The sequence below is a fragment of the Sphingomonas sp. GW821-FHT09B04 genome (genome assembly GCF_059418285.1).
This window is the reverse complement of the sequence record NZ_JBWKPO010000001.1, coordinates 82,197-103,309: the sequence shown is the minus strand read 5'-3', so window position 1 is coordinate 103,309 and position 21,113 is coordinate 82,197. Positions and strand designations below refer to the sequence as shown.

At 63.8% G+C, this 21,113-nt stretch carries 17 protein-coding genes and 1 tRNA gene; 13 read left to right on the top strand and 5 right to left on the bottom strand.

The window, feature by feature from the left end; all coding sequences use genetic code 11:
* Nucleotides 1-46 precede the first annotated feature (46 nt).
* Nucleotides 47-979, bottom strand: a complete 933-nt coding sequence (locus AC07NK_RS00380) for a complex I NDUFA9 subunit family protein (RefSeq protein WP_495168590.1) — start codon at nt 977-979, stop codon at nt 47-49.
* Nucleotides 980-1,115: 136 nt separating this feature from the next.
* Between AC07NK_RS00380 and AC07NK_RS00375 the strand changes: the two genes are divergently transcribed.
* The 3 genes from AC07NK_RS00375 to AC07NK_RS00365 all read left to right on the top strand — a co-directional run bounded on the left by AC07NK_RS00375 (nt 1,116) and on the right by AC07NK_RS00365 (nt 4,741).
* A tRNA-Leu gene (locus AC07NK_RS00375) sits at nt 1,116-1,202 on the top strand.
* A gap of 226 nt (nt 1,203-1,428) precedes the next feature.
* Nucleotides 1,429-2,670: a tyrosine-type recombinase/integrase gene (locus AC07NK_RS00370; RefSeq protein WP_495168589.1), complete on the top strand. Its 1,242-nt coding sequence runs from the start codon at nt 1,429-1,431 to the stop codon at nt 2,668-2,670.
* A 112-nt stretch (nt 2,671-2,782) separates the two neighbouring features.
* On the top strand, nt 2,783-4,741 hold the full coding sequence (locus AC07NK_RS00365; protein ID WP_495169608.1) for a hypothetical protein: 1,959 nt from the start codon (nt 2,783-2,785) through the stop codon (nt 4,739-4,741).
* Nucleotides 4,742-4,752: 11 nt separating this feature from the next.
* On the opposite strand, the gene AC07NK_RS00360 is transcribed toward AC07NK_RS00365, so the two are convergent.
* Nucleotides 4,753-4,968 (bottom strand): helix-turn-helix transcriptional regulator, encoded by a 216-nt coding sequence (locus AC07NK_RS00360; RefSeq protein WP_495168588.1) that lies wholly within the window; start codon nt 4,966-4,968, stop codon nt 4,753-4,755.
* A 744-nt stretch (nt 4,969-5,712) separates the two neighbouring features.
* Here AC07NK_RS00360 and AC07NK_RS00355 point away from each other — a divergent pair.
* The 3 genes from AC07NK_RS00355 to AC07NK_RS00345 all read left to right on the top strand — a co-directional run bounded on the left by AC07NK_RS00355 (nt 5,713) and on the right by AC07NK_RS00345 (nt 7,652).
* Complete coding sequence (locus tag AC07NK_RS00355; RefSeq protein ID WP_495168587.1) at nt 5,713-6,366, top strand: ParB/RepB/Spo0J family partition protein; 654 nt, start codon at nt 5,713-5,715, stop codon at nt 6,364-6,366.
* Between the two features lie 52 nt (nt 6,367-6,418).
* Entirely contained in the window at nt 6,419-6,652 is a 234-nt protein-coding gene (locus AC07NK_RS00350; RefSeq protein ID WP_495168586.1) for a sigma factor-like helix-turn-helix DNA-binding protein, read from the top strand.
* Nucleotides 6,653-6,728: 76 nt separating this feature from the next.
* On the top strand, nt 6,729-7,652 hold the full coding sequence (locus AC07NK_RS00345; protein ID WP_495168585.1) for a HEPN domain-containing protein: 924 nt from the start codon (nt 6,729-6,731) through the stop codon (nt 7,650-7,652).
* 521 nt (nt 7,653-8,173) lie between these two features.
* Here AC07NK_RS00345 and AC07NK_RS00340 read toward each other — a convergent pair.
* Nucleotides 8,174-8,698 carry a PD-(D/E)XK nuclease domain-containing protein gene (locus tag AC07NK_RS00340; RefSeq protein ID WP_495168584.1) on the bottom strand — a complete coding sequence of 175 codons (525 nt, stop codon included), beginning with the start codon at nt 8,696-8,698 and terminating at the stop codon, nt 8,174-8,176.
* Between the two features lie 773 nt (nt 8,699-9,471).
* On the opposite strand from AC07NK_RS00340, the gene AC07NK_RS00335 reads away from it, so the two are divergent.
* Complete coding sequence (locus tag AC07NK_RS00335) at nt 9,472-10,260, top strand: hypothetical protein (RefSeq protein ID WP_495168583.1); 789 nt, start codon at nt 9,472-9,474, stop codon at nt 10,258-10,260.
* A gap of 67 nt (nt 10,261-10,327) precedes the next feature.
* Nucleotides 10,328-12,550: a KAP family P-loop NTPase fold protein gene (locus AC07NK_RS00330; RefSeq protein ID WP_495168582.1), complete on the top strand. Its 2,223-nt coding sequence runs from the start codon at nt 10,328-10,330 to the stop codon at nt 12,548-12,550.
* Between the two features lie 195 nt (nt 12,551-12,745).
* Here AC07NK_RS00330 and AC07NK_RS00325 read toward each other — a convergent pair whose 3' ends face one another.
* Together AC07NK_RS00325 and AC07NK_RS00320 are read right to left on the bottom strand one after the other, a co-directional pair.
* Nucleotides 12,746-13,009 (bottom strand): conjugal transfer protein TraD, encoded by a 264-nt coding sequence (locus tag AC07NK_RS00325; protein ID WP_495168581.1) that lies wholly within the window; start codon nt 13,007-13,009, stop codon nt 12,746-12,748.
* Nucleotides 12,984-13,307, bottom strand: coding sequence for a conjugal transfer protein TraD (locus AC07NK_RS00320; protein ID WP_495168580.1), 324 nt, complete (start codon nt 13,305-13,307; stop codon nt 12,984-12,986). The genes AC07NK_RS00325 and AC07NK_RS00320 overlap by 26 nt, the downstream gene beginning before the upstream one ends.
* Nucleotides 13,308-13,479: 172 nt before the next feature.
* Between AC07NK_RS00320 and traA the strand changes: the two genes are divergently transcribed.
* From traA to AC07NK_RS00295, 5 genes are all read left to right on the top strand, one after another.
* On the top strand, nt 13,480-16,296 hold the full coding sequence (gene traA, locus AC07NK_RS00315) for a Ti-type conjugative transfer relaxase TraA (protein WP_495168579.1): 2,817 nt from the start codon (nt 13,480-13,482) through the stop codon (nt 16,294-16,296).
* A 9-nt stretch (nt 16,297-16,305) separates the two neighbouring features.
* A complete protein-coding gene (locus AC07NK_RS00310; protein ID WP_495168578.1) occupies nt 16,306-16,890 on the top strand; it encodes a DUF6118 family protein in 585 nt (194 codons plus the stop codon).
* 177 nt (nt 16,891-17,067) lie between these two features.
* Nucleotides 17,068-19,158, top strand: coding sequence for an ATP-binding protein (locus tag AC07NK_RS00305; protein WP_495168577.1), 2,091 nt, complete (start codon nt 17,068-17,070; stop codon nt 19,156-19,158).
* A complete protein-coding gene (locus AC07NK_RS00300; RefSeq protein WP_495168576.1) occupies nt 19,155-20,333 on the top strand; it encodes a hypothetical protein in 1,179 nt (392 codons plus the stop codon). The genes AC07NK_RS00305 and AC07NK_RS00300 overlap by 4 nt, the downstream gene beginning before the upstream one ends.
* Before the next feature lie 9 nt (nt 20,334-20,342).
* Nucleotides 20,343-21,101 (top strand): HNH endonuclease, encoded by a 759-nt coding sequence (locus AC07NK_RS00295; RefSeq protein WP_495168575.1) that lies wholly within the window; start codon nt 20,343-20,345, stop codon nt 21,099-21,101.
* The last annotated feature ends 12 nt before the right edge of the window (nt 21,102-21,113 follow it).

The following is a 21,113-nucleotide window of genomic DNA, read 5'->3' as shown; positions in this document are numbered from 1 at the left end:
CCCTGCCGGGGGTCACCCGGTCTTGAATGTGCCGGAAAATCTGGGTTCAGGCGGTTTGATGCCCGCCGGCGAAGCGGCCGTGTCGCCGAAACTGGACCAGCCAGCCGGGCGCTACCGCGCCGAGCAGCGTCGGCGCGATGCCGAGCTGCGCCAGCCCGTCCTCTGCCACGACATTATCGGTCTGGAGCATCAGCCACTGGTCCCAGGTGATCGGCATCCCGGGCAGGAAGCCCAGGGTCGCGATCCCTGCGCCCGCGAAGTCGGGCAGTTCAATCAGCGGCGGATGGCGCCCGATCGCATCGGCAAGGCGCTGATGGAACTGGGTGAAGGTGATCACCTCGGGCCCGCCCAGCTCAAGCGTCTTGCCGCCGAACTCCGCCGGATCGGCAACGGCCTTGACCACCGAAGCCGCGACATCGGCGACATAGACTGGCTGCATGCGCATCGCGCCGCGCAGCACCGGGACGACTGGCGCATGCGCGATCAGTCCGGCGAAGCGATTCACGAACTTGTCCTCGCGCCCGAAGATGAAGGAGGGGCGCAGGATCGTTGCTGCAGGGAAGGCGGCGCGGACCAGCGACTCACCCTCACCCTTGGAGCGGCCATAATCCGACTGCGCTTCGGCATCCGCACCGATTGCGGAAATCTGGACGAACGCCGTCGCGCCCGCAGCCGCCGCGGCCTTGGCCGCGTTCTCCGCGCCGATCGCGTTCACCGCGTCCGCTTCACGCCCGAACGCCCCGGCAAGGTTCACCACGGCATCCGATCCGGCGAGCGCGCGGGCGAGCGAATCGGGTTTGCGGACATCGCCGGCGACGAACTGGGTCTGGCCAAGCCCGCCGAGCGGCTTCAGGAACCAGGCCGAGCGCGGGTCGCGCTGGACGATGCGGACGCGCGCGCCCGTCTTGAGCAGCGCCTGCGCGACATAGCGTCCGACGAAGCCGCCGCCGCCGATCAACGTCACCAGCCTGTCCTTCATCACGCCCTCGAAAAAGTCTGTTCCAATGCGCCCCCCATGCCGCGCGCCGCAGCAAAGGGCAACCTTGTGGAGATGAGTTGCGAGAAGCGGTTGACACGCCCCCCGACCGTCCCTTAGAGGCGCGCCCCTACCCCGTGCCCAGATGGCGGAATTGGTAGACGCACCAGCTTCAGGTGCTGGCGGTCGCAAGGCCGTGGAGGTTCGAGTCCTCTTCTGGGCACCATTTCCCTGTCTCAGGGCATCCCAGCACATCGACAAAAGCGGCAGAAATCTGCCACTTTTGCTCGGTTTTGTGCGAAAATGTCCGAGCAGGTTTCAGTCGATCCCAGGGCCATATGGGCCACGGTCGGGGCATAAAATGGCCCCGGAAAATGATGGCCCGGTGGGCCATATCGACCGGAAAAATGGGCGCCATCCGAACAGAACCGATCAAATCGGGAGTTTGGGTTATGGCTTTGAAAGATCTAGAAATTCGTACCCTTCAGCCGAGGGATCGCATCTACAAGAAGGCTGACGAGCGCGGCCTCTATATCGAGGTGCATCCGAGCGGCTCCAAGCTATGGCGCTTCAAGTATGCCTACCTCGGCAAGGACAAGCGCCTAGCCTTAGGTCGCTACCCGGAGGTCACGCTGGCGGAGGCGAGGCAGAAGCGGGAGGAGGCACGGCAGAAGCTGCGTGACGGTGTCGATCCGCTCGCTGAACGCAAGCGCGCGAAGCTCATGGCCCACTATAAAGCTGCGAATACCTTTGGCGATGTGGCCCGTGAATATATCGAGAAGATGATCGCGGAAGGGCGTGCGGCTTCGACGACCTCCAAAGCTGATTGGCTGCTGGAGCAGCTACGGCCACTTTGCGGACAACCACTCGCCGATCTCAAGCCGATTGACGTTCTCGCTGCGCTGAAGAGGCTCGAAGCGAAAGGTAAACTTGAGACTGCACGGCGCTGCAGGTCGTTTGCCGGCCGTGTGTTTCGTTATGGTGTGGCAACCGGCCGAGCCGAAAGCGACCCGACCTCGCTGCTCCGGGGCGCGTTGATCACTCCCAAGACTACACACCACGCGGCAATCCTCGAGCCCGCAGCCTTCGGTGCATTGTTACGCGCGATCGAAGCCTATCCCGGCCATCGGATCACTCGCCTTGCTTGTCAGATATCCCCTCACGTCATGGCCCGCCCGGGCGAAATTCGACAGGCGCTGTGGCCCGAGATTGATTTCGACAATTCCGTCTGGCGGATCCCGGCCACCAGAATGAAAATGCGGAGGCCGCATTCCATCCCGCTATCGCGGCAAGTGAAGACGTATCTGCTTGAGCTGCACGAGCTGACGGGTCCGGACGGATTTATGCTTCCGGCATTTCACACATCACGACGACCGCTCAGCGAGAACACGGTCAATCAGGCCTTCCGCCGCATGGGTTATTTGGTCGGCGAAGTGACTGCGCATGGATTGCGAACCACCGCTTCCACGTTGCTCAATGAGAGTGGGAAGTGGAGCCCAGACGCGATCGAGCGGTCGCTGGCACACGCCGACAAGGATGCAGTGCGCGGCACCTACAACCGCGGCGCCTATTGGGACGAGCGGGTCGCAATGCATCAGTGGTGGAGCGACTATCTCGACCTGTTGCGCGATGGTCCAGAGGGAAAGGATCCTAGCTGGACACCGGCACCGTGCCGTGATCGCGACCGGAGATAGAAACCGCTCACAGGAAAATTCTCCCGTCCGGTTTCATAGGCCACGGGGTGAGGGAGCGAACAGCGTCATGGCCTGAGCAACATTCACAGCTCAGGAGTCCATTTTGCGTAAAGTGTCTTCGCTTGCCCACGTCGTTTCAGTTGCCCCACCCGATGGTCTGAGCAGTTCGTCTTCGGAGAAGCAGGCGCGAACCTCGCGTCCCATCGTCGAGTTTCCCGAACCGCTGACGACGGATTGGATTGATCCGCCCTCGTTCGCGGAAGCGTTCGCACTGCAACTCCGGCGGCATGGGGACAACTACGCACATCTCCAGCGCGCGTTGCTCCGGCCAGGCGAGACCTTTGAACGTTCCACGTTCCGGCAATGGGCGATCGGCGCGAAGCAACCGAGCACGGTTAGATCCTTCGATATGCTGGCGCGGGTAGAGCATCGTTATCGTCTGCCGAGCGGCTACTTCCGGGCAAAGCTGCCCCGATCTGGCCGCGCCGCGTCAGGGCATGAACGGCTGGCCGCTTCGCCGTCCGAGCGGCGCCGGTTGGCTTGGCACCTGCCAGATGACTTCGACAGCCGTTCCAGTGGCGAGCGGGCTGAAATCCTTCATTGGGTTCGCACGGCCATTATTGCGGGCTCGACCGACTATCGGCGGTATCAGGCCGAGGCGTCAAAGGTTCTTTACGGCCTTCGCTTTCCCGCGCTGGCGGGGTTCGGGTTTTGCACGGTGCCGCGATCGGATGACGAGGAAGGGGCGCTTGAACAGACGCTTCGGGCACCGTCGGACCTAGTTTCCGAGGTCGGAGAACTGATCGCCTTCAAGACCGCGACGCTCACCCGGATTGGCGTGAAGCGAACCGGAGTCTGGAATGAGGAGACCGTCGACCAGAAGATCGAGCATCTGGCCTTGATGTTTGGCGCGCTGTCGGCGCAGCCCGGACCGCCGCTGAATGGGATGGGCGTGCCGCGCGACAATCTATGTATGGGCTTGTTGGCGTTCCCCGCCGTCTGGGACTGGTACCTGCAATGGCGGGAGTCGCGCCGCGGCTTTTACACCGTTTGGGAAGTAAGCATGTTGGAACTGGCCGGCGCGATGACCCGGCGCGACACCGGCTGGATGCGCCAGCACCCGGAGCTTGCGCGGCGCTTGCAGCCGATCGCTGGTCTCATTGACACAGCGGACGTCGAGCGTGCGCAAGCGGACTGGGACAGCGTCTGTGAAGCCGCTCACGTCCATGTGCGGGCGCGCTCCAAGGAGATCGTTCGCATAGCCCGGGTCCATCGCGATCCGTTCGAGCCGATACTCCCGATCCTTGAGGACGAAAGCCCTGTCGGTGCCTATCGCAAGATCACCGCGGAGATCATCCGGCAGATGCCGGACATGCACCGCTATCCCCGCGCGTCCGCGGAAGCTGTGCGGGGGTTCCTCATGCTGCGCCTCGGTCTTCACCTGGGGGTGCGTCAGAAGAACCTGCGGCAGCTGCTGATTTGTCCGCGCGGCTTGGCGCATCGCACGGAACGGCAGCTGGAAAGCTTGCGTCGCGGCGAGCTGCGCTGGAGCACGCGTGAACAGGCCTGGGAGGTGCTGATACCGTCGGTTGCGTTCAAGAACGCGAACTCGTCATTCTTCAACAAGCGACCGTTCCGGCTGCTGTTGCCCGACCTAGACGGCCTCTATGGTCATCTCGAAACCTATATCACCCGGCACCGCCCGTTGCTGTTGGGCGATGCAACCGATCCTGGCACCTTCTTCATCAAGACGGTCAAGCGGAGCAGTTCGGATGCGGCCTACAATCGATCGACCTTCTATGAAGCGTGGCGACTGCTGATCCAGCGTTACGGGATCTACAATCCCTACACGGAGCGCGGTGCCATCAAGGGCCTGCTCCCGCACGGGCCGCATAATGTCCGCGACGTGCTGGCGACCCATATCCTCAAGCAGACCGGCTCGTATGAGCAAGCGAGCTACGCCATTCAGGACACGCCTGACATGGTTGCAAACCACTACGGACGTTTCTTTCCTCAGGACAAAGCGGCCCTCGCTGCGCGTATCCTCAATCAGGTGTGGGAGACGGGCTGAAGTGGGAGGAGTCAGCCGTTCTTATGGTCCTCCACCTGATAGAACATCGGATTGCGCAGCCAGGCGCCGATGGCAGATTCGCGCCATCCGACGCACCGGGTGCTGATCTGCACATTTCTGGGAAATGTGCCGTTCTCCATTTTCCGGTACATGGTCGAGCGGCTGAGGCCGGTGCGCTTGAGGACGGTTTTGATCCGAAGGATCTGGTCGGGAGTGTCGGTCTGCATTGGCATCACCTTGCATCATGTGCGGGTTAGTGGTGCGCCCCGAGCCAAGGATGTGATCGAGGACCTCGCCCGACAAGGTGCTCTCTGGTGCCACGGCGGTACTTTGCGGTGCCGTGCGGTGAGGTGCGGCAGAAAGGTACCTCGGGTGGGTTGCCGAGATCGGAAGGCCGAAGTCCCATAGCGTCTCACGCTGCGCGTGACCGCGCTCTACGCCGCGAATCGCGTCGCCGAGTCGTCTCCGCGTCTCGGCTCATGCGGGTGACGATCACTGACGCGGAGCCGGCGATGCCGGGCAGCAGAACGCGATATCGATTGAGCGTACACTGACGGGCTGCTGCACAGCCGCCAGAGGCCGCAGCGCCTTTGCTTTCAGCGTGGCACACTCGATCCGGGCGGAGGGCGCGGCGGCGGCTGGCGCCCAGGTCCGCGCGCACGCCGCCACGACGGCCGGCCGGCTTCGAGAGTGCTGCTTTGTTGACTCCTGGCGGAGCAGGTGCGCTGGCACGCAGTTGCGGTCGCCGCGCCGGGCGCGGCGGCGTTGGCCTCCGGCTTCGATCTGGCGGGGTGGGCGTCGCTGCCCTCTAGTCCCGCCGCGGCGTGCTGCAAGCTGCGCTGCGCGCAGCTCCTTCTCTTCGTTTCGGCCCGTCGGGTGCAGCCCGCTTCTGCCGGCGGGACTTCCGGTTCGCTCCTGCCGCCCACCCCGCCATTCCGGCGCCGGTTGCGGTGGTTTGAGGAGTAAGCAAGATGGAACTCAAGCACATCGATATCGCCAAGCTCCGCGTCTCGGCTGCGAACATGCGGTCGAGGGGCAAGGCAGACCTGTCGCACATCCTGCCGTCGATCCGGGCGCGGGGCGTGCTCGTGCCGCTGATCGTACGGCCTACGGGTGACGAGGACCGGTTCGAGATCGTGGCGGGCAAGCGGCGCTACCATGCGGCGCTGACCGTCGCAGCGGAGAGCGGGGAGGATTCTGCGGTGCTCGATATCCTCGCTGTCGTCATGGCCGAGACGCTCGAAGCGGGAAGCGTCCTGATCGAGCTGCTCGGGCCGCTGGTCGGCACCGACATGGCGAAGGTCTGGCAGGCCGATGACGCGCTGCTCGACCTGATCAAGGACCGCGATGTGCCGGGCCATGTGCTCGCCGATGTGGCGGGCGCGCAGGTCGCCACCGCTAACGAGGCGGAGTCCGGCAAGGTCAAGCGCAAGATCATCCGCGACTGCCTGACCGGCGAGAATGGGCGGGCGAAGGTCGAAGGCTGGGTGCCGAAATGGATGGCGCTCCCGCCCGCCGCTTACACCGAACGCGGTGGCGTGGGGACCGTCAGCCGCGCCGCCCGCCTCGCTGACCTCAGCATCCTCTCCGCGCCGCAGCCCGAGCCGCTGCGGCAGGCCGCCTGAACCGTGTCCGGCGGCCACCGTGCCGCCGGACCTCTCGATATCGGAGGCTTCCATGACCGATGATGTTGATCCCGCTACCTTGAAGCGGATCGAGCGGGCGATCCGCAAGCTGCCGCGGCGCCAGCGCGAAGTTTTCTGCGCGGTGCGGTTTCACGACCTGAGCTACGTCGACATTGCCGAGCGAACCGGGCTGACCGTCCAAGAGGTCGAGCAGCTGCTTGCGGAGGCGTTGTTCAATATCTCGCGCCGTGTCGATCGCCCGCGCAGTTGGTGGCGGTTCTGGTGACCGAACGCATCAGTCTCGCGGGGCTATCCTCCGCGAGACTGTGCTTTGCCGAAATGCTTCGATAGGATCATCGCACATGCGTACCGACCTTGATCATCTTCCCTCGGCTAAGCAGCGCGAACTGGAGCGCGTCGTGCAGATCCTCTTCGAGGAGTTCCGCGATGCGACCGCGATCGCCACCTCGGAGTGGAAGAAGCAGGCGCGCATCCTCAAGGTCATCCTCTACGGCAGCTATGCGCGCGGCGGCTGGGTCGATGAGCCGCACACCGCCAAGGGCTATCAGTCCGACTTCGACCTGCTCGTGATCGTCAATCACGACAAGCTCACCGACCGGGTCGAGTTCTGGTCGACGGCAGAGGACCGGCTCAACCGCGAACTGGCGATCACTAAGACGCTGCGCACCCCAGTCAACTTCATCGTCCACACGCTGCAGGAAGTGAACGACGGCCTCGCGCACGGGCGCTATTTCTTCATGGACGTCGCTCGCGACGGCATCGCGCTCTACCAGAGCGATGACAGCAAGCTGCATCAGCCCAAGCCAAAGACGCCGAAGCAGGCGCTGGGAATGGCGCGGGAGTATTATCAGGAATGGCTTCCGAGCGCCGAAGACTTCCTGCAGGGTTGTCGCGATGCCCAAGCTCGAGGCCGTTTCAAGAAGGCGGCCTTCGATCTTCATCAGGCCACCGAGCGGCTCTACCATTGCGTGCTGCTGGTATGCACGTTCTACACGCCGCACGTGCATAATCTGGGCTTCCTGCGCACGCAGGCGGAGCGAATTGATCGCCGACTATTTGAGGTCTGGCCACGCTGGGTTCGGCAAGATCGGTCTCGCTTTGAGAAGCTCAAGGAAGCCTATGTGAAGGCGCGTTACTCGACGCACTATCGGATCGACAATGAAGAGCTCGCTTGGCTGAGTGAGCGCGTGGAGGAGCTTGGGCGCGTGGTTCAGGTGATCTGCGAAGAGCGTATTGCCGCGCTTGAGCGCAGCGCCGCCGCTTAGACCAACTAGCTCTGGCTTTCGTCAAATCGCGATTTGCCGCGCGATGACCGCTGCTGGGCCGGTTGAAGACTAGCAGCTTGCGGGAGAAGTTGTGGCTGAAGCGGACGTTCGACGTAGAGCTTCTCGTTACACCAAGGGTCGGGGATTCGTCCGGCAGCGGTCCGTTGGGGTTGCAGGCAGCATAATTCTCAAGCTGACTCCGGGCGCACTTACAGTCGAGTAAGCCGTCGCCGGCATAGCTGTCATGCGACTTCTCGATTGCTGTACCTAATCGCGTCGCGCTCAGCCGGGCGAGCGCTATGCTGCGCCTGCGGCAGCGCTGTCCGGCGACCAAGGATATCGCTGGTTGCGCGGTGGAATCATGCCGGGTCGCTGGACGAAGACGATGTCCCTAATCCGTTTATCACGCGCCATGAGCGCTGATCGCAGCGTATCATAGCGTTCCGCATGAGGCACATTGCTGTCGTCATAGATGTAGACGACCATGCGGTCCCAGTTCTGGAGATCGGTGAAATAGAGGCCTAGGCGCCGGCGACTTCTTCCTCGATGCGGGAAAAGTCGCCGGGGCTGCGGGCGATCTTCACCTCGACGATGGTCTTGAGGCCGCGGATGCCGAAATCGAACCGGGGCTGCTTCTGCCCGAAGCCGGGGAGATATTGCTCATCGACAAGATGCTCGCCGAAGCGTGGCTCCAGCACAGCCCAGAGAAATGCCTGAACATGCGCCTCGGAATCTATCAGCCAGCGTGCCGGCCCGACGCCGCTGCGATTGGGCTTCGCATCCCAGACCCAGCGCCGAAAGGCGGATTGCGTCGCCTCCAGCATCGCGACCAGGCTGCTATAGTCCGGCACCAGCTCGGCGGACATCCGCCTGACCAGCAGGTCGAGCGCCGCCAGCCAGATCACCGCACGTTCGAGTTCGCCCTGTGCCGGATTGGCGGAAGAGAGCAACGCCGCCATCAGATCCTGGCGCCGTTCCGCTGCAATCGGTGGAACCGTGGCGAAGGCACCCGGCCAATACTGGCGGAGCACCAGGTCGCTCGCCATTGCATCGGCCGAGCTTTGTGGATCGGCACGCAGCCGCCCCGCGCCGTCGAGCAGATCGGCGGCCAGCTGCCTCGCCCGGTTCGACCAGGCATTGGGCTCCGCATTCTCGTTAGCGATGTCGAGAAGCCATTTGCGCCGCTCGGCGCCGAGGCCGTCGGTATCGCCTGCCGCGGCGATACCGGTCGCGATGCCGAGGGGAGTTCATTTCGGCTGCCGAGCTGCCGCTGGATCTCGCTGTTGAGCTCACCGGGGGTGCCGTACCGGTCGGTCGGCAGGAAGATCGCATCCGCCTCGGGCGGCAGCTCGACACCGATGCGGATCGCCGGCACAGGTTCGAACTGTTTGGCGGGGGTCGCCATCAGCGTCGTCCGGCTTGCGGTATGCGGGACCGGCGCAACCGGCCTGTGGCGCGCAGTATGGCTATTGCGTCGAGCAGCATCATCCCCGGGACAGTTGAGCGCATTGTATAGCATTGACGCTGCGGTGCTCAAACCTTGCTTGCGTCGGATCTGGTCTTGATCTGATCGGTCGCTGGAAGATGTCTGTGACCGGGCGCTATGAGTTATCCACGATTATTGTATCGCTCTGCTTGCGCATGCGATTGACAGGCGCGGCAATTGGGAGGACCTTTGCTGCAAGGTCAGTCGCAGTGGCCTGCCGCCTGCATCAGCGAAGCCTTCGTGGTACTGCTCGAATCAAACGTTCCCGCATGGTTTCGTGGGTCGGAGTGACGGTAGCAGGCGACGTTAGTCCAGGCCCGACGGAGACCTGCGATGTCCTATCTTTATTTGAAGCTTGCCGATCTCAAGAACCGCGCGCGCTGTATTGCCCTGGCTGAAGGGTTGCCGCGCCAGCACGCCCATGATGTCGCCGCCGTGCGTGGCGGGTTTCAGAACTATGCCCATGCCTTGCGGCTGCTGCCCGATGGCGACGCATCCCCTCGTTGCGCTGTCGAATTGCGGCAGCGCTGGCGCGAGCGCGAACCGCGGCGCTGGGGCGATGCGACGTTCAGCGTCGCGCTGGCCTCACCGCTCGAGGCGCTGCTGCGCCCGTACCAGCTCGTCGAATATCTCGGCGACTGCGAGATCACCGCGCCGGACGTGCTGGTCAGCGACGGCTTCATGCGCGATCTGGAGGAAACCCGTATCGATCTTGGCAAGATCGGGCGGGCGTTGCAGTTCATCGATGCGACTGGCCTCAAGCCCTCGCGCGCCAAACGCATCTATCCCAAGGGCAGCTGGTACAACCGCCCGCCGATCGCCGACCATGACCATGGCTGGTACGATCCCGAAGCGCGCGTCCATATCCTCTCGACCGAGCCGTATCGCGACGATGCCGCCACGCTGCCCGACCAGCGCGCCTGGGAAGACAAATGGGGCTGGGCGACGCTGCCGGTGACCTGGGGCAGTATCTACGGCTTCGGCACGACCCTCTATCTCCTATGTCCCGACGCCTATCTCCCGGTTTTGCGCGAGAAGGTCGCGCGGCTCGAGGCCGGGCCGCAGGCGGTGGCGACCGACGCGATCCTGATCGCCGATCCGCTGGCGCGGGCGGTCGCATGAGCGGTACCGCGCGGAGCTGGTCGCGCCGCATTTTCGTGTGGCGCGATGGCGCGCGCGGAGCGGCGGCATGACCGGGCCGGCGGATCCCGCGCAACTGCTTGGCGATGCGCCGTTGCAGGCCGATGCGCTCGACGCGATCGGGCTGCGCGAGGTCGCCGCCAGCGTTGCCGAAGCGCTGGCGGGCCTGCGCACCGATGCCAGCCTGGTCATCGGCATCGAGGGGCGCTGGGGGTCAGGCAAGTCGAGCCTGCTCGCCGAGGTGGAGCGCGCGCTTGACCGCATGCCGGCGGCACGTCCGCATAGCCTGGTGCATTTCCGGCCATGGCTGGTCGGCAATCGCGACGCGCTGCTCGGCCAGCTGTTCGCCGACCTCGAACGCGCGATCGCCGAGATCGAGGCTGCGGGCGGCGACACGACGCGCGTCACCATGTTGCAGGCGCGGCATGCGGGCAAGGCGCTGCGTGGTTTTGCCGCGGGAGTGAAGCGCGCCGGCAGCGCTGTCGAGCTGGCCGGCGATGCGGCTGGATTTGGGCCGGCCAAATTGGCAGGCAAGGGCATTGCCTGGGTCGGGGAGTGGCTCGGGCGCGAGCCGGCGGCGAAATCGCTCGACGCGTTGCGTGAGCGGCTGGTCAAGGCGCTCAAGGCGCTCGATCACCGGATCATCGTCACGATCGACGATATCGACCGGCTCGAGCCGGCCGAGATGCTCGAGGTGCTCCGCCTAGTCCGCTCGGTAGGCGATCTCCCCAACATCGTCTATCTGCTCTGCTATGACGGTGCGATCCTCGCGCATGGCGTGCGGCAGGCGGCGCAGGTCGAGAATGGCCAGGCCTATCTCGAAAAGATCATCCAGCTCACCATCCCGGTGCCGCTCCCGGAAACCTTCCAGCTGCGCCACTGGTTCGAGGTCACCCTCGCCGGGTTCTCGGTGGCGCGCGATGAAGAGGGCGCTGGCCGGCTCAAGACGATCGTCGATATCGAAGGCGGGCGGCGTCTCACCACGCCGCGCGCCGTGATCCGCGTGCTCGACGCGGTCCGGTTCCTGTGGCCGACGCTCGACAAGGCCGGCGCCGATCTGGCCGACCTGGTCTGGCTGCTGCTGATCAAGGAAGGCAATCCCGCCCTTTATCGCTGGATCGAGGAATATTGCGCGACCGCCGCGGAACTCGCGCTCGGCACCGCGCGGGTCGAGGATGAGGAGCGGTCCGTCGAGCTTGCGCGGTTGCTTGATTGCGCCGGCAAGGACTGGTTCGCTTCACTGCATTACGACCATTATTTTGCCGAGCAGCTGCCCGGGCTCGAACTCAATTATGGCAAGGACGAACCGCGGTTCAGGCTCCATGGCAACGTCAGCGAGCGCGAACGCGACCTCGCCATTGCCGGTCGGCGGCTGGCGAGCCCCGACCATTACCGGCTCTATTTCGCGCTGGCCGCCCCGACTCATGCCCTCAAGCGAGCCGATTTCGATGGCTTCTGGGCGGCGGCGGGTGACGGCCCCGACGCCGTGTCGCAATTGCTGGTCGCGATGCAGGTGCGGCCCTCGGGACGGTTGCTCAGCCAGGTCGATATGTTGCTCGAGCGGATCCGCGGCGGCGATACCACCCGGCTCGAGCCCATTCACTGCGCCAATATCTTGCGCGGCTTCGCCGATGGGCTCGACGATCTCTACCGCGCGCGGCCGTTCGATCGCTTCTGGGTGACCGGCCCCTGGGATCGCGCCGAGCGGCTGATCAAGCCGTTGCTCGCCCGGCTCGACGAACCGCTGCGCGCCGCCACCCTCGATGCGATGTTCAGCGGCCGCGCCCTGTCCTGGCTGACCAACCTGTTCCGGCACGAAACCTTTGCGCATGGCCGCTATGGCGGCCGCTCGAAGCCCGAGGAAGAGCGGTATTTCAGCGCGGCCGAACTCGACCGGATCGCGGCGGTGATGCTGGCACGATACCGCGCCTTGTCGCTCGAGGAGATTCTGGGTTCGATCTCGCCGATCGATATCCTGTTCGCCTGGGTCCAGGGCGGGGACGATGCCGAACGCGAACATGTCGCGGCATTCCTAGCCGAAGCGGTGGCCGATGATCGTTACTTCCTGCGCGTTCTCGATGCGCTGCGCTCGACCGTCACCACTAGCGACGGGCGCTTCAAGACGCTAAAGCCCGAAAATCTGAAGCCGTTTCTCGATGTGCAGACATCTCTGGCCCGGTTGAAGACGCTTGCCGCCGACTCCGATCGGCCGGACCTTGCCACCCATGCGCTTAGCCTACTCGATGCTGCGGAGGCCGCTCGGGAGTTCTAATCCGGATCAACGTCGTGCTTGCCGCATCGCGCATCTGCGCTACCAGGCTCTACCGCGTGACTATCATTGCGTTCTTCAAGCTTGATCCAGATGCGCCAGGATAGTCGGCTCATGAGGTTGCGCGAGCGGCAGCTTCTAGGATTTGCAATGGCACCCTTGAATGACCGAAAATCGGGCGCGTAGTTGCCGCAGGAATCACCATTTTTTATCGACGGCTGGTTCCCCAAATGCGCGTTTCCCGCGCCGTCGCCATAGTGCAATTGCCGGTTCGCGATGTTCGCTACGCAGCGTTGCAGCGGCTTCAATCATGAGTCCGAGCAGCACTGCCCGATCGTCGTCTGTTAGCTCGACCAGATTTGCTTTGGCGACGAGGCCGCCAAGCTCGATCAGCTGACGCGTTCGCTCCCGGCGCTTCACAGCCCAGGCTCGCGCGTCATGCCGCGCCCGGATCAGTTGCATCCGGCTGCGCGCCGCTTGCGCGCGCCGCAGCGCTACGAGTGTTGCGGCGATTGCCGTCGCCCTCGTTGCGCGTTCCGCGAAAGAACGCGGCGCCGCGCTTGCGCCAATTCTCCTTCGTCGCGGGGTCAGTGCTCGACGCTGCGGTGAGCAATGCGCCGGCTAACTGATCGAGTGGGATTGCGTCGCCGCCGCACGCGATCACCAGCTCGCCGAGTTGCTGGACCTTACGGGCCTTGAGACGCTTGGCCTTGCTATCAAGCGCCTTGAGCTCCGCGTCATAATCGCGAAGATTACGCATACGTCCGTCCTCCGTTGAGCATTGAGGACGGTTCAGTTATCGGTGCGCTCGATTGGCGTAAATCCCTTGAAACGCAGTGGGATTCATCAGTCCCGAGAAAGATGAATTCTTTCGAGGGCGCGCTTATACGTCGTGCCGACGTGCTGCTTAACGTGTAGATGGCGTGATCGCCATGGCGATCTACCACTTCTCAGCCAAGATCATCTCCCGCTGTAACGGATCGTCTGCGCTGGCGTCAGCCGCCTATCGCTCGGCGTCGCGGCTCTATGACGAGCGGCTCGATCGCCACCACGACTTCTCGAACAAGGCCGGTGTCATTCACTCCGAGGTGCTGCTGCCCGATGGCGCGCCCGAACATCTCTCCGATCGCGAGCAGCTCTGGAATGCGGTCGAGGCGGCCGAGCTGCGCAGGGATGCGCAGCTCTCGCGCGAGGTCGAGTTCGCGATCCCGCGCGAGCTATCCCCAGAAATGGGGATTGACCTCGCCCGCGAGTTTGTTCGGCGCGAGTTCGTCGATCGCGGGATGATCGCCGATCTCAATGTGCATTGGGATGTCGGCGCGGATGGGCTGGCGAAGCCGCACGCGCATGTGATGCTGACGTTGCGCGAAGTCGGCGAGGATGGGTTCGGCAAGAAGAACCGCGACTGGAATCGGACCGACCTGCTGGAGAAATGGCGCAAGCGCTGGGCCGAGCATGTCAACCAGCGGCTTGCCGAACTCGATATCGATGCGCGCATCGATCACCGCTCGCTTGAGGCTCAGGGAATCGACCTTGAACCGCAGCACAAGATCGGCCCGGCTGCTTCGCGCATGGCGGCGCAGGGTCTGGCGTCGGAGCGTCTCGAAGAGCATCACGCCATCGCTCGCGCCAATGGCGAAAAGCTGCTGGCGAACCCGGCACTGGCGCTCGACACGATCACCCATAGCCAGGCGACCTTTACCACGCGCGATCTGGCGATGTTCGTGCACCGCCATACTGAAGGTAAGGAACAGTTCGATCGCGTTATGGCGGCGGTGAAAGCCGCGCCCGAGCTGGTGGTGCTTGGCAAGGACGGAAGCGGCGAGCAGCGTTTCACTTGTTCGCAGATGATCGAGACCGAGCAACGGCTCGAGCGCGCGACTGCCGTCATGACCAACCGCGATCATCACGCGGTGCTGGATCGTCATCGCGAGGCCGCGCTGGCCCGCACCGAAGCGCGGGGAATGATCCTGTCACCCGAGCAACGCTCGGCACTCGAGCATGTCACCGAAGCGAAGGGTCTTAGCGTCGTGATTGGCTACGCTGGCACCGGCAAATCGGCGATGCTCGGCGTTGCGCGCGAGGCATGGGAGAGCGGCGGCTATTCGGTCCGGGGCGCTGCGCTGTCCGGCATTGCCGCGGAAAACCTCGAGAGCGGATCAGGTATTGCGTCGCGCACGATCGCGAGCATGGAACATCAGTGGGCGCAAGGCCGCGAGCTGCTGACCGACCGCGACGTGCTCGTCATCGATGAAGCCGGGATGATAGGTACCCGTCAGATGGAGCGCGTCATCTCGGAAGCGCAGAAGTGCGGCGCCAAGGTCGTGCTGGTCGGCGATCCCGAGCAGCTCCAGGCGATCGAAGCGGGCGCGGCATTCCGTGCCACGGCGGAGCGTCACGGCAGCGTCGAGATCACCCAGATCCGCCGCCAGCGCGAGGACTGGCAGTGCGATGCAACGCGACAGCTCGCGACCGGTCGAACGGCGGAAGCGATCGCAGCGTACGAGGAGCGCGGGCACGTTCACGCAGTCGACACCCGCGATCAGGCGAGAGGTGAGCTGATCGAGCGTTGGGATCGAGATCGCCGCGCCTCGCCGGGTTCCACCCGCATCATCCTGACGCATATCAATGACGAAGTTCGCGCGCTCAATATCGCGGCACGCGAGCGGCTGCGATCAGCCGGCGGGCTGGGCGAGGATGTCGCGATCCGCACCGAGCGCGGCGAGCGAGCATTCGCGACCGGCGACCGGATCATGTTCCTGCGCAACGAGCGGGGTCTCGGCGTGAAGAACGGCACGCTCGGCAAGGTGGAGTCCATCACGCAGGCGCGGATGGCGGTGATGCTCGACGATGGTCGCGCGGTCGCGTTCGACGTGAAGGACTATGCCAGCATCGATCACGGCTACGCCACGACGGTGCACAAGGCGCAGGGCGTGACCGTTGATCGCGTCCATGTGCTCGCCACGCCCGGGCTTGACCGGCATGCGGCCTATGTCGCGCTGTCGCGGCATCGCGACGCGGTTGAGGTCCACTATGGACGGGACGATTTCGCTGAACCGGGCAAGCTGGTGCGTGCGCTGTCGCGCGAGCGCGGCAAGGATATGGCCTCGGACTATCAGCGGGTGCCGGAACCGGCGCATGTGCCATCGCCGCCGCGCAATCCGTTCGCTGGCTTGAAGCTCGGGCGTGCACCTGCATCCGAACCACGGGCGACACCGCTCGACGAGGCGGTCGAACGCTATGCCCGCGCCGCCGCGGACATCCTGCGCATGCGCACCCGCGGCATGGAGGCGCTTCCGCACCAGCGAACCGCCTTCTCCCGGGCAGGCAGGGAACTCGACGCGATCCGGCCGGATGCGGCACGCGATCTGCGCAGCGCATTCAATGCGGATCACGGGCTCATCGATCAGACAGCGAACGGCAAGACCGCAGCAGCCATCCTCGCGATGGCGCTGGAAGCCGAGCTGCGGATCGATGGTACCCGGCGCGCCGATCAGTTCGTCGCTGCCTGGCAGCACAATGTGCGCCAGCTCCACGCTCATGATCGCAGCGGAGACTATGATGCCGGCGATCGGGTCAGGAGCAATCTCACCGACATGGCGAAGAGCCTGCACCGCGATCCTCAACTCGAGTCGCTGCTGCGGAATCGGGTGAAGGACCTCGGAATCGGCAAGCTCAGCGGGTCATCGATTTCCTATGAACTCCTGAATAGTCCCGGCCTCTCGCGTGGGCGCGGATTGAGCCGTTAGGCTCACCCCATGACCGACGAAACCACTCAAACTGCTCCCGCAGAGGATCCCGTCATCGCATTCGAGGAACTGCGCAGAGCCGTCAGCCTTACGCGCGCTGCGATAGAGGGTCTGACCGCCGCGCGCGAGCGCATCCCCGATTACAGCGACACGCTCGGCGAGATGCTCGCAGTGCAAAAGGATGCCGGCACTCGCCTCAGCCGGATCGAGCGCAGCCCTGCCATCAGCCTGTCACCGGCCGCAATGGCCGCCGAGATTGTGAAGGTCAGCGAGGCTGCGCGTGCGGCGGACCAAAAGCAGATGCATGAAGTCCGTGATGAGATGCTCCGGGCCATTGGTCGGATCGACACGATGGTCGATCACGGCCGGGCGGCACATCATCAGTGCCGAGCACTTGTCTCGACCGGTGTTGGTGCCGCGGCAGGAGCGATGCTGTTGATGGCCGTTTTGCCGGGTGCTGTCGCCAGGTCCCTTCCGGCGAGCTGGCATGTACCGGAATGGATGGCTGCCCGGTCGATTGGACTCGATCAGCGCGAGGCTGGCGAAAGAATGATCGCGACAGCGCGCCCGAAGCCCGCCGCCCATGGCAGGTAAGCGCCCGAGTAGCGGTGGTTCAGTCCGCCAAATAGCAGCTTCTAAGCAGCCACCGTCGAGCTCGGCGAGGGGCAGTCAGGACAACAAGTAACTCTCATGAACCAGCTCGAATCTGCCGCTCAACTGACATGCTTGGGTTAAGTCACGGCTACTGCTAGAGTTGTTCGGGGAGGGACGATGTCGGACAGCTTGCCGATTGCGGAGACGGGCGTTGCCCGCATCAAACCACGAGCGCGCCTGATCTCTCTCATCGGGGAGGAGCTCATCAGCGATGAGCCAGTGGCGCTCGTCGAACTGGTCAAGAATGCCTTCGACGCTGATGCTTCTCGCGTCGAGGTTCGGTTCGCCGGCGATGATCCTGCAGCCCCGTCTTCGATCCTCGTGCGGGATGACGGCGTCGGCATGTCGCTGGAAACCGTCCTCAATGCTTGGCTTGAGCCCGGCACAATTCTCAAGAAGCGCGCCGATCGCTCGCCTGGCGGGCGCCCATATCAAGGCGCCAAGGGCATTGGCAGATTCGCGTCCGCGCGCCTCGGCAGCACGCTGCTGATGGAAACCAAGCTGCGCGAGCAAGACCGGCAGGTCAGCGTGCTTCTGGAATGGGGGCGCTTTGACGACGACAGCTATCTTGAAGACATCAAGGTCGAGTATGAGGTGGTCGTCGCAACCGACGTGCCGCATGGAACTGCCCTCCAGATCGAAGGCTTGCGATCCGAGGCTTGGGACATGGAGGGCTACCAGCGCCTGCATGCCCGCCTCAGCAGGCTGATCTCGCCGTTTGACGATGTCGACGATTTCGACATCTGGCTTGAGATTCCCGGTGCCCGGCAACTGTCCGGTCGCGTCCAGCCTCCCCAGCTTGTTCTTCGGCCACGCTATCTCCTTCGCGGTACGCTCGACGAGGGGGGTACCTTCACCGGGGCGCTGATCATCGATGGCGAGGAGACGAGCGTTACTCGGGATCTTTCCCGGGGCGATCGACCGGATTGCGGGCCATTCGAAGTCGAGATCCGGGCTTGGGATCGGGATCGGGAAGGCCTCGATCCCATCGCGCTGCGAGAGAACATGACCGTCACGCAGATCCGGCAGACACTGAACACCTATAGCGGTGTCAGCATTTACCGCGACGGTTTTCGCGTCCATCCCTATGGCGAAAGCGGTAACGACTGGCTGAACCTTGACCTGCGCAGCCGGCAGAATCCGGTTCGCAATCTCGCGAACAATCAGTTGATCGCCGCGATCCGCATATCGCGCGATCACAACGTCGGACTGCAGGACCGAAGCACCCGCGAGGGCATGATCCGGAACCCGGCGCACGCCGCGCTGGAGGAATGGTTCAAGCGCGTCCTCGTGCTCCTCGAGGAGCAGCGCTATCGCGCCCGCCCCCGGCGCGAGGAGCCGAAGTCGCAGGACCAGCTGTTCGAGACGTTCGATCTTCAGTCCTCGGTCGACGAGGTCGTCCGGCAGCTGGGTGCAAATCACCCTGTGACGCGCATTGTCCAGGACGCGGCCCGCAAGGTCGATGAGGGGGTGGAGCGGGTGCAGGACGTTCTATCCCGCCTACTCATGTCAGCCGGTCTCGGCCACATGATCGATATCGTCATTCACGAAATCGGCGCGCCGGTCGGCAAGATCTCGCGCGAGCTCACGATCACAGAGAAGATCCTCGAAAAGAAGAACGGGACTTTTTTCCGAGACTGGGTTGGCGAGAATTTCGATGCGATGCGCACCTGGCTGGACCAGATCCAGGCGCTTCGCCAGCGTCTCGATCCGCAGTCCGGATCGCGCCGGCAGCGGACCACGAAATTCGACGCGGTCGCCGAGGTCCGTTCGACGGTCGGGCTGCACGATGCCATCCTCGCAAAACATGGCATCACGATCGATTTCCAGCTTCCTGATGAGCCGCTGCAGGTTCGAATGCCACAGGCGGTGCTCTCGCAGGTCGTTGCGAATCTCGTGGACAATGCGACCTACTGGACCGTTGCGGCACGCGGCAACGCCGGTGGCGGTGGCAAGATCATCGTCAGTGTCGAACCGATACCCGACGGCTTTGTGGTGCGGGTATCGGATAATGGAAATGGTGTGGCCGAGGCTGATCGCGAGGTGATCTTCGAGCCGTATTTTTCGCAGAAGACCAACGGTATCGGCCTAGGACTCTATATCGCCCGGCTTGTGACCGAGCCGTACGGACGGATCATCTATCGCGACGACGGGCCACTGCCCGGCGCGTGTTTCGAGGCAAGCTTCGAGAAGGGGGTAGGGCGGTGAGCAACCTCGAAATACTCGTGGTCGATGATGACGAAGACGTTATCCGGCAACTGAAGGCGCTGCTGCCGGAAGCGATCGGGGCAACGATAGTCTCATATCAGTTCGAGACTGACTTCGATCATGCTGTTGGCCTGCTGGGCCGGCACCGATACGATATCCTGATCTCGGACATCTATGTTGCGCGGGATTCGAAGCACAAGACGCCGGCTGACGCCGACATCAAGGCGCGGGCGTTGCTGGAGCAGATCCGCGGACTCCGTGCATGTCCGGTGATCCTGATAACAGATGGTCAGCTTCCTGAAGAGTTCATGGGGCATCCCTTTGTTGCGACGCTGGACAAGGGATCGGCAAAGTTCACCGAGAATCTCGAGCAAACGCTCGCCTCGATGGTGGAGACAGGCATTCCCGGAATCGCGCGCAAGCTTCACGAGGAACTCGACCGCCACGCCGGATCCTATCTATGGGGATTTCTTGAGAAGAACTGGGAACGGCTGAAGGCCGATCCGAACGGGTTCGACGAGGTTGCGCTCGAGCGGGTGGTCCGGCGACGCGCGGCGTTCCAGCTGGCACGGCTTACGGACCAAGAGGGGATGCCGGAGGAGCGGCAGGACGCCGATCCTTGCGACTATTACATCATGCCGCCGATCGGCTCGCATCTCCGTCTCGGGGAAATCCTTCGTCACAATGAGGACGGCACCTTCCGCATCGTGCTGACGCCGCACTGCCATCTGGTGATCCAGCCGAACAAGGACAGACCGAAGGCGGATTATCTGCTGACACTCAAGACGGTGCGGGCGGTCGAGCTGCTTGCGGACAAAGCTTGGGGCGGCAATCCGGCGGGCAAGCTCCGGTCGCGAAGCGCGATTCCCGCGCGCGATGTCGGCCTCCCGGAAGAGCGTTATTGTTTCCTGCCGGGTTTTCTTGATGTGCCGGACCTCTATTGCGACCTGATGCAGACCGAGGCGGTTCTCTACGATGATATCGGGAAAACCTGGACGCGGATCGCAGCGCTCGACACCCCGTTCGCCGAGGCACTGCAGTCCTCCTTCGCGAAGCTGTTCGGAGCGGTGGGGCTGCCATTACTGAACACCGACCGGATCAGGCATCTCGTGCCGCAGCCGGCCGCCGCAGCACCTGAAAACGCCGCTGCCGGCGATGCGCCTGCGGGTGCGTGACAGGTGGTGGTGATCCGTCCGATGGCATTCGACTGGTCAACGATCTTCGACAATTTCGGTATCAAGCGCGTCACACAGACCGACAAGAACAAGAGCGCCTATGTCCTCAACGAGGCGCAAAGGGACGCGCTACTCGCGGCAGGCCATTCGCCTTCCGAAGGAGAGACAAAGGCGACGATCAATATCGACATCCTGTTTGATTCGACGACAGGTTCGGTCACTGCCAGCTATTACAACTCGCTGAGGGAGGGGTCCGGACGGACGCCGGAAGCCCGCATGGGTCAGGGGCTGATCCACTGGGTAAATGTCGGGGACGAGATCGTGATCGGTAACCGCGGCGGCCGGGTGATGGCAGCTCGTATGGGCGCCGTCCCTGCGGAGGCCTCCGAACTGGGACGCACTCTCGCCCGTCGCGGGAGCAGGAAGCGGATATTTGCGAGAGCGGGACGGGCTTCAGGCAGGCCCGCGCGCCGGAGTCGCACGATCCAAGATTTTGCCCGCGACCCCTATGTGATCGCAGCCGCCTTGCTGCGCGCCGCCGGTGCCTGCGAGCTGCCGGGCTGCACGCACGTCCTGTTCAAGCGGGGTGACGGCACCACGTTCCTCGAGGTCCACCACATCACTCCCCTCGCCGAAGGCGGGGACGACAGTCTGGTCAATGCAGCAGCTCTTTGTCCTGCCTGCCACCGCGAACTGCATTTCGGTGCAAAGCGCTTGCGGAAACGTGCGACGCTGGCGACCCATATCGCGGCAAAGCCGGTGGTGTAGGGATGCTCCCGG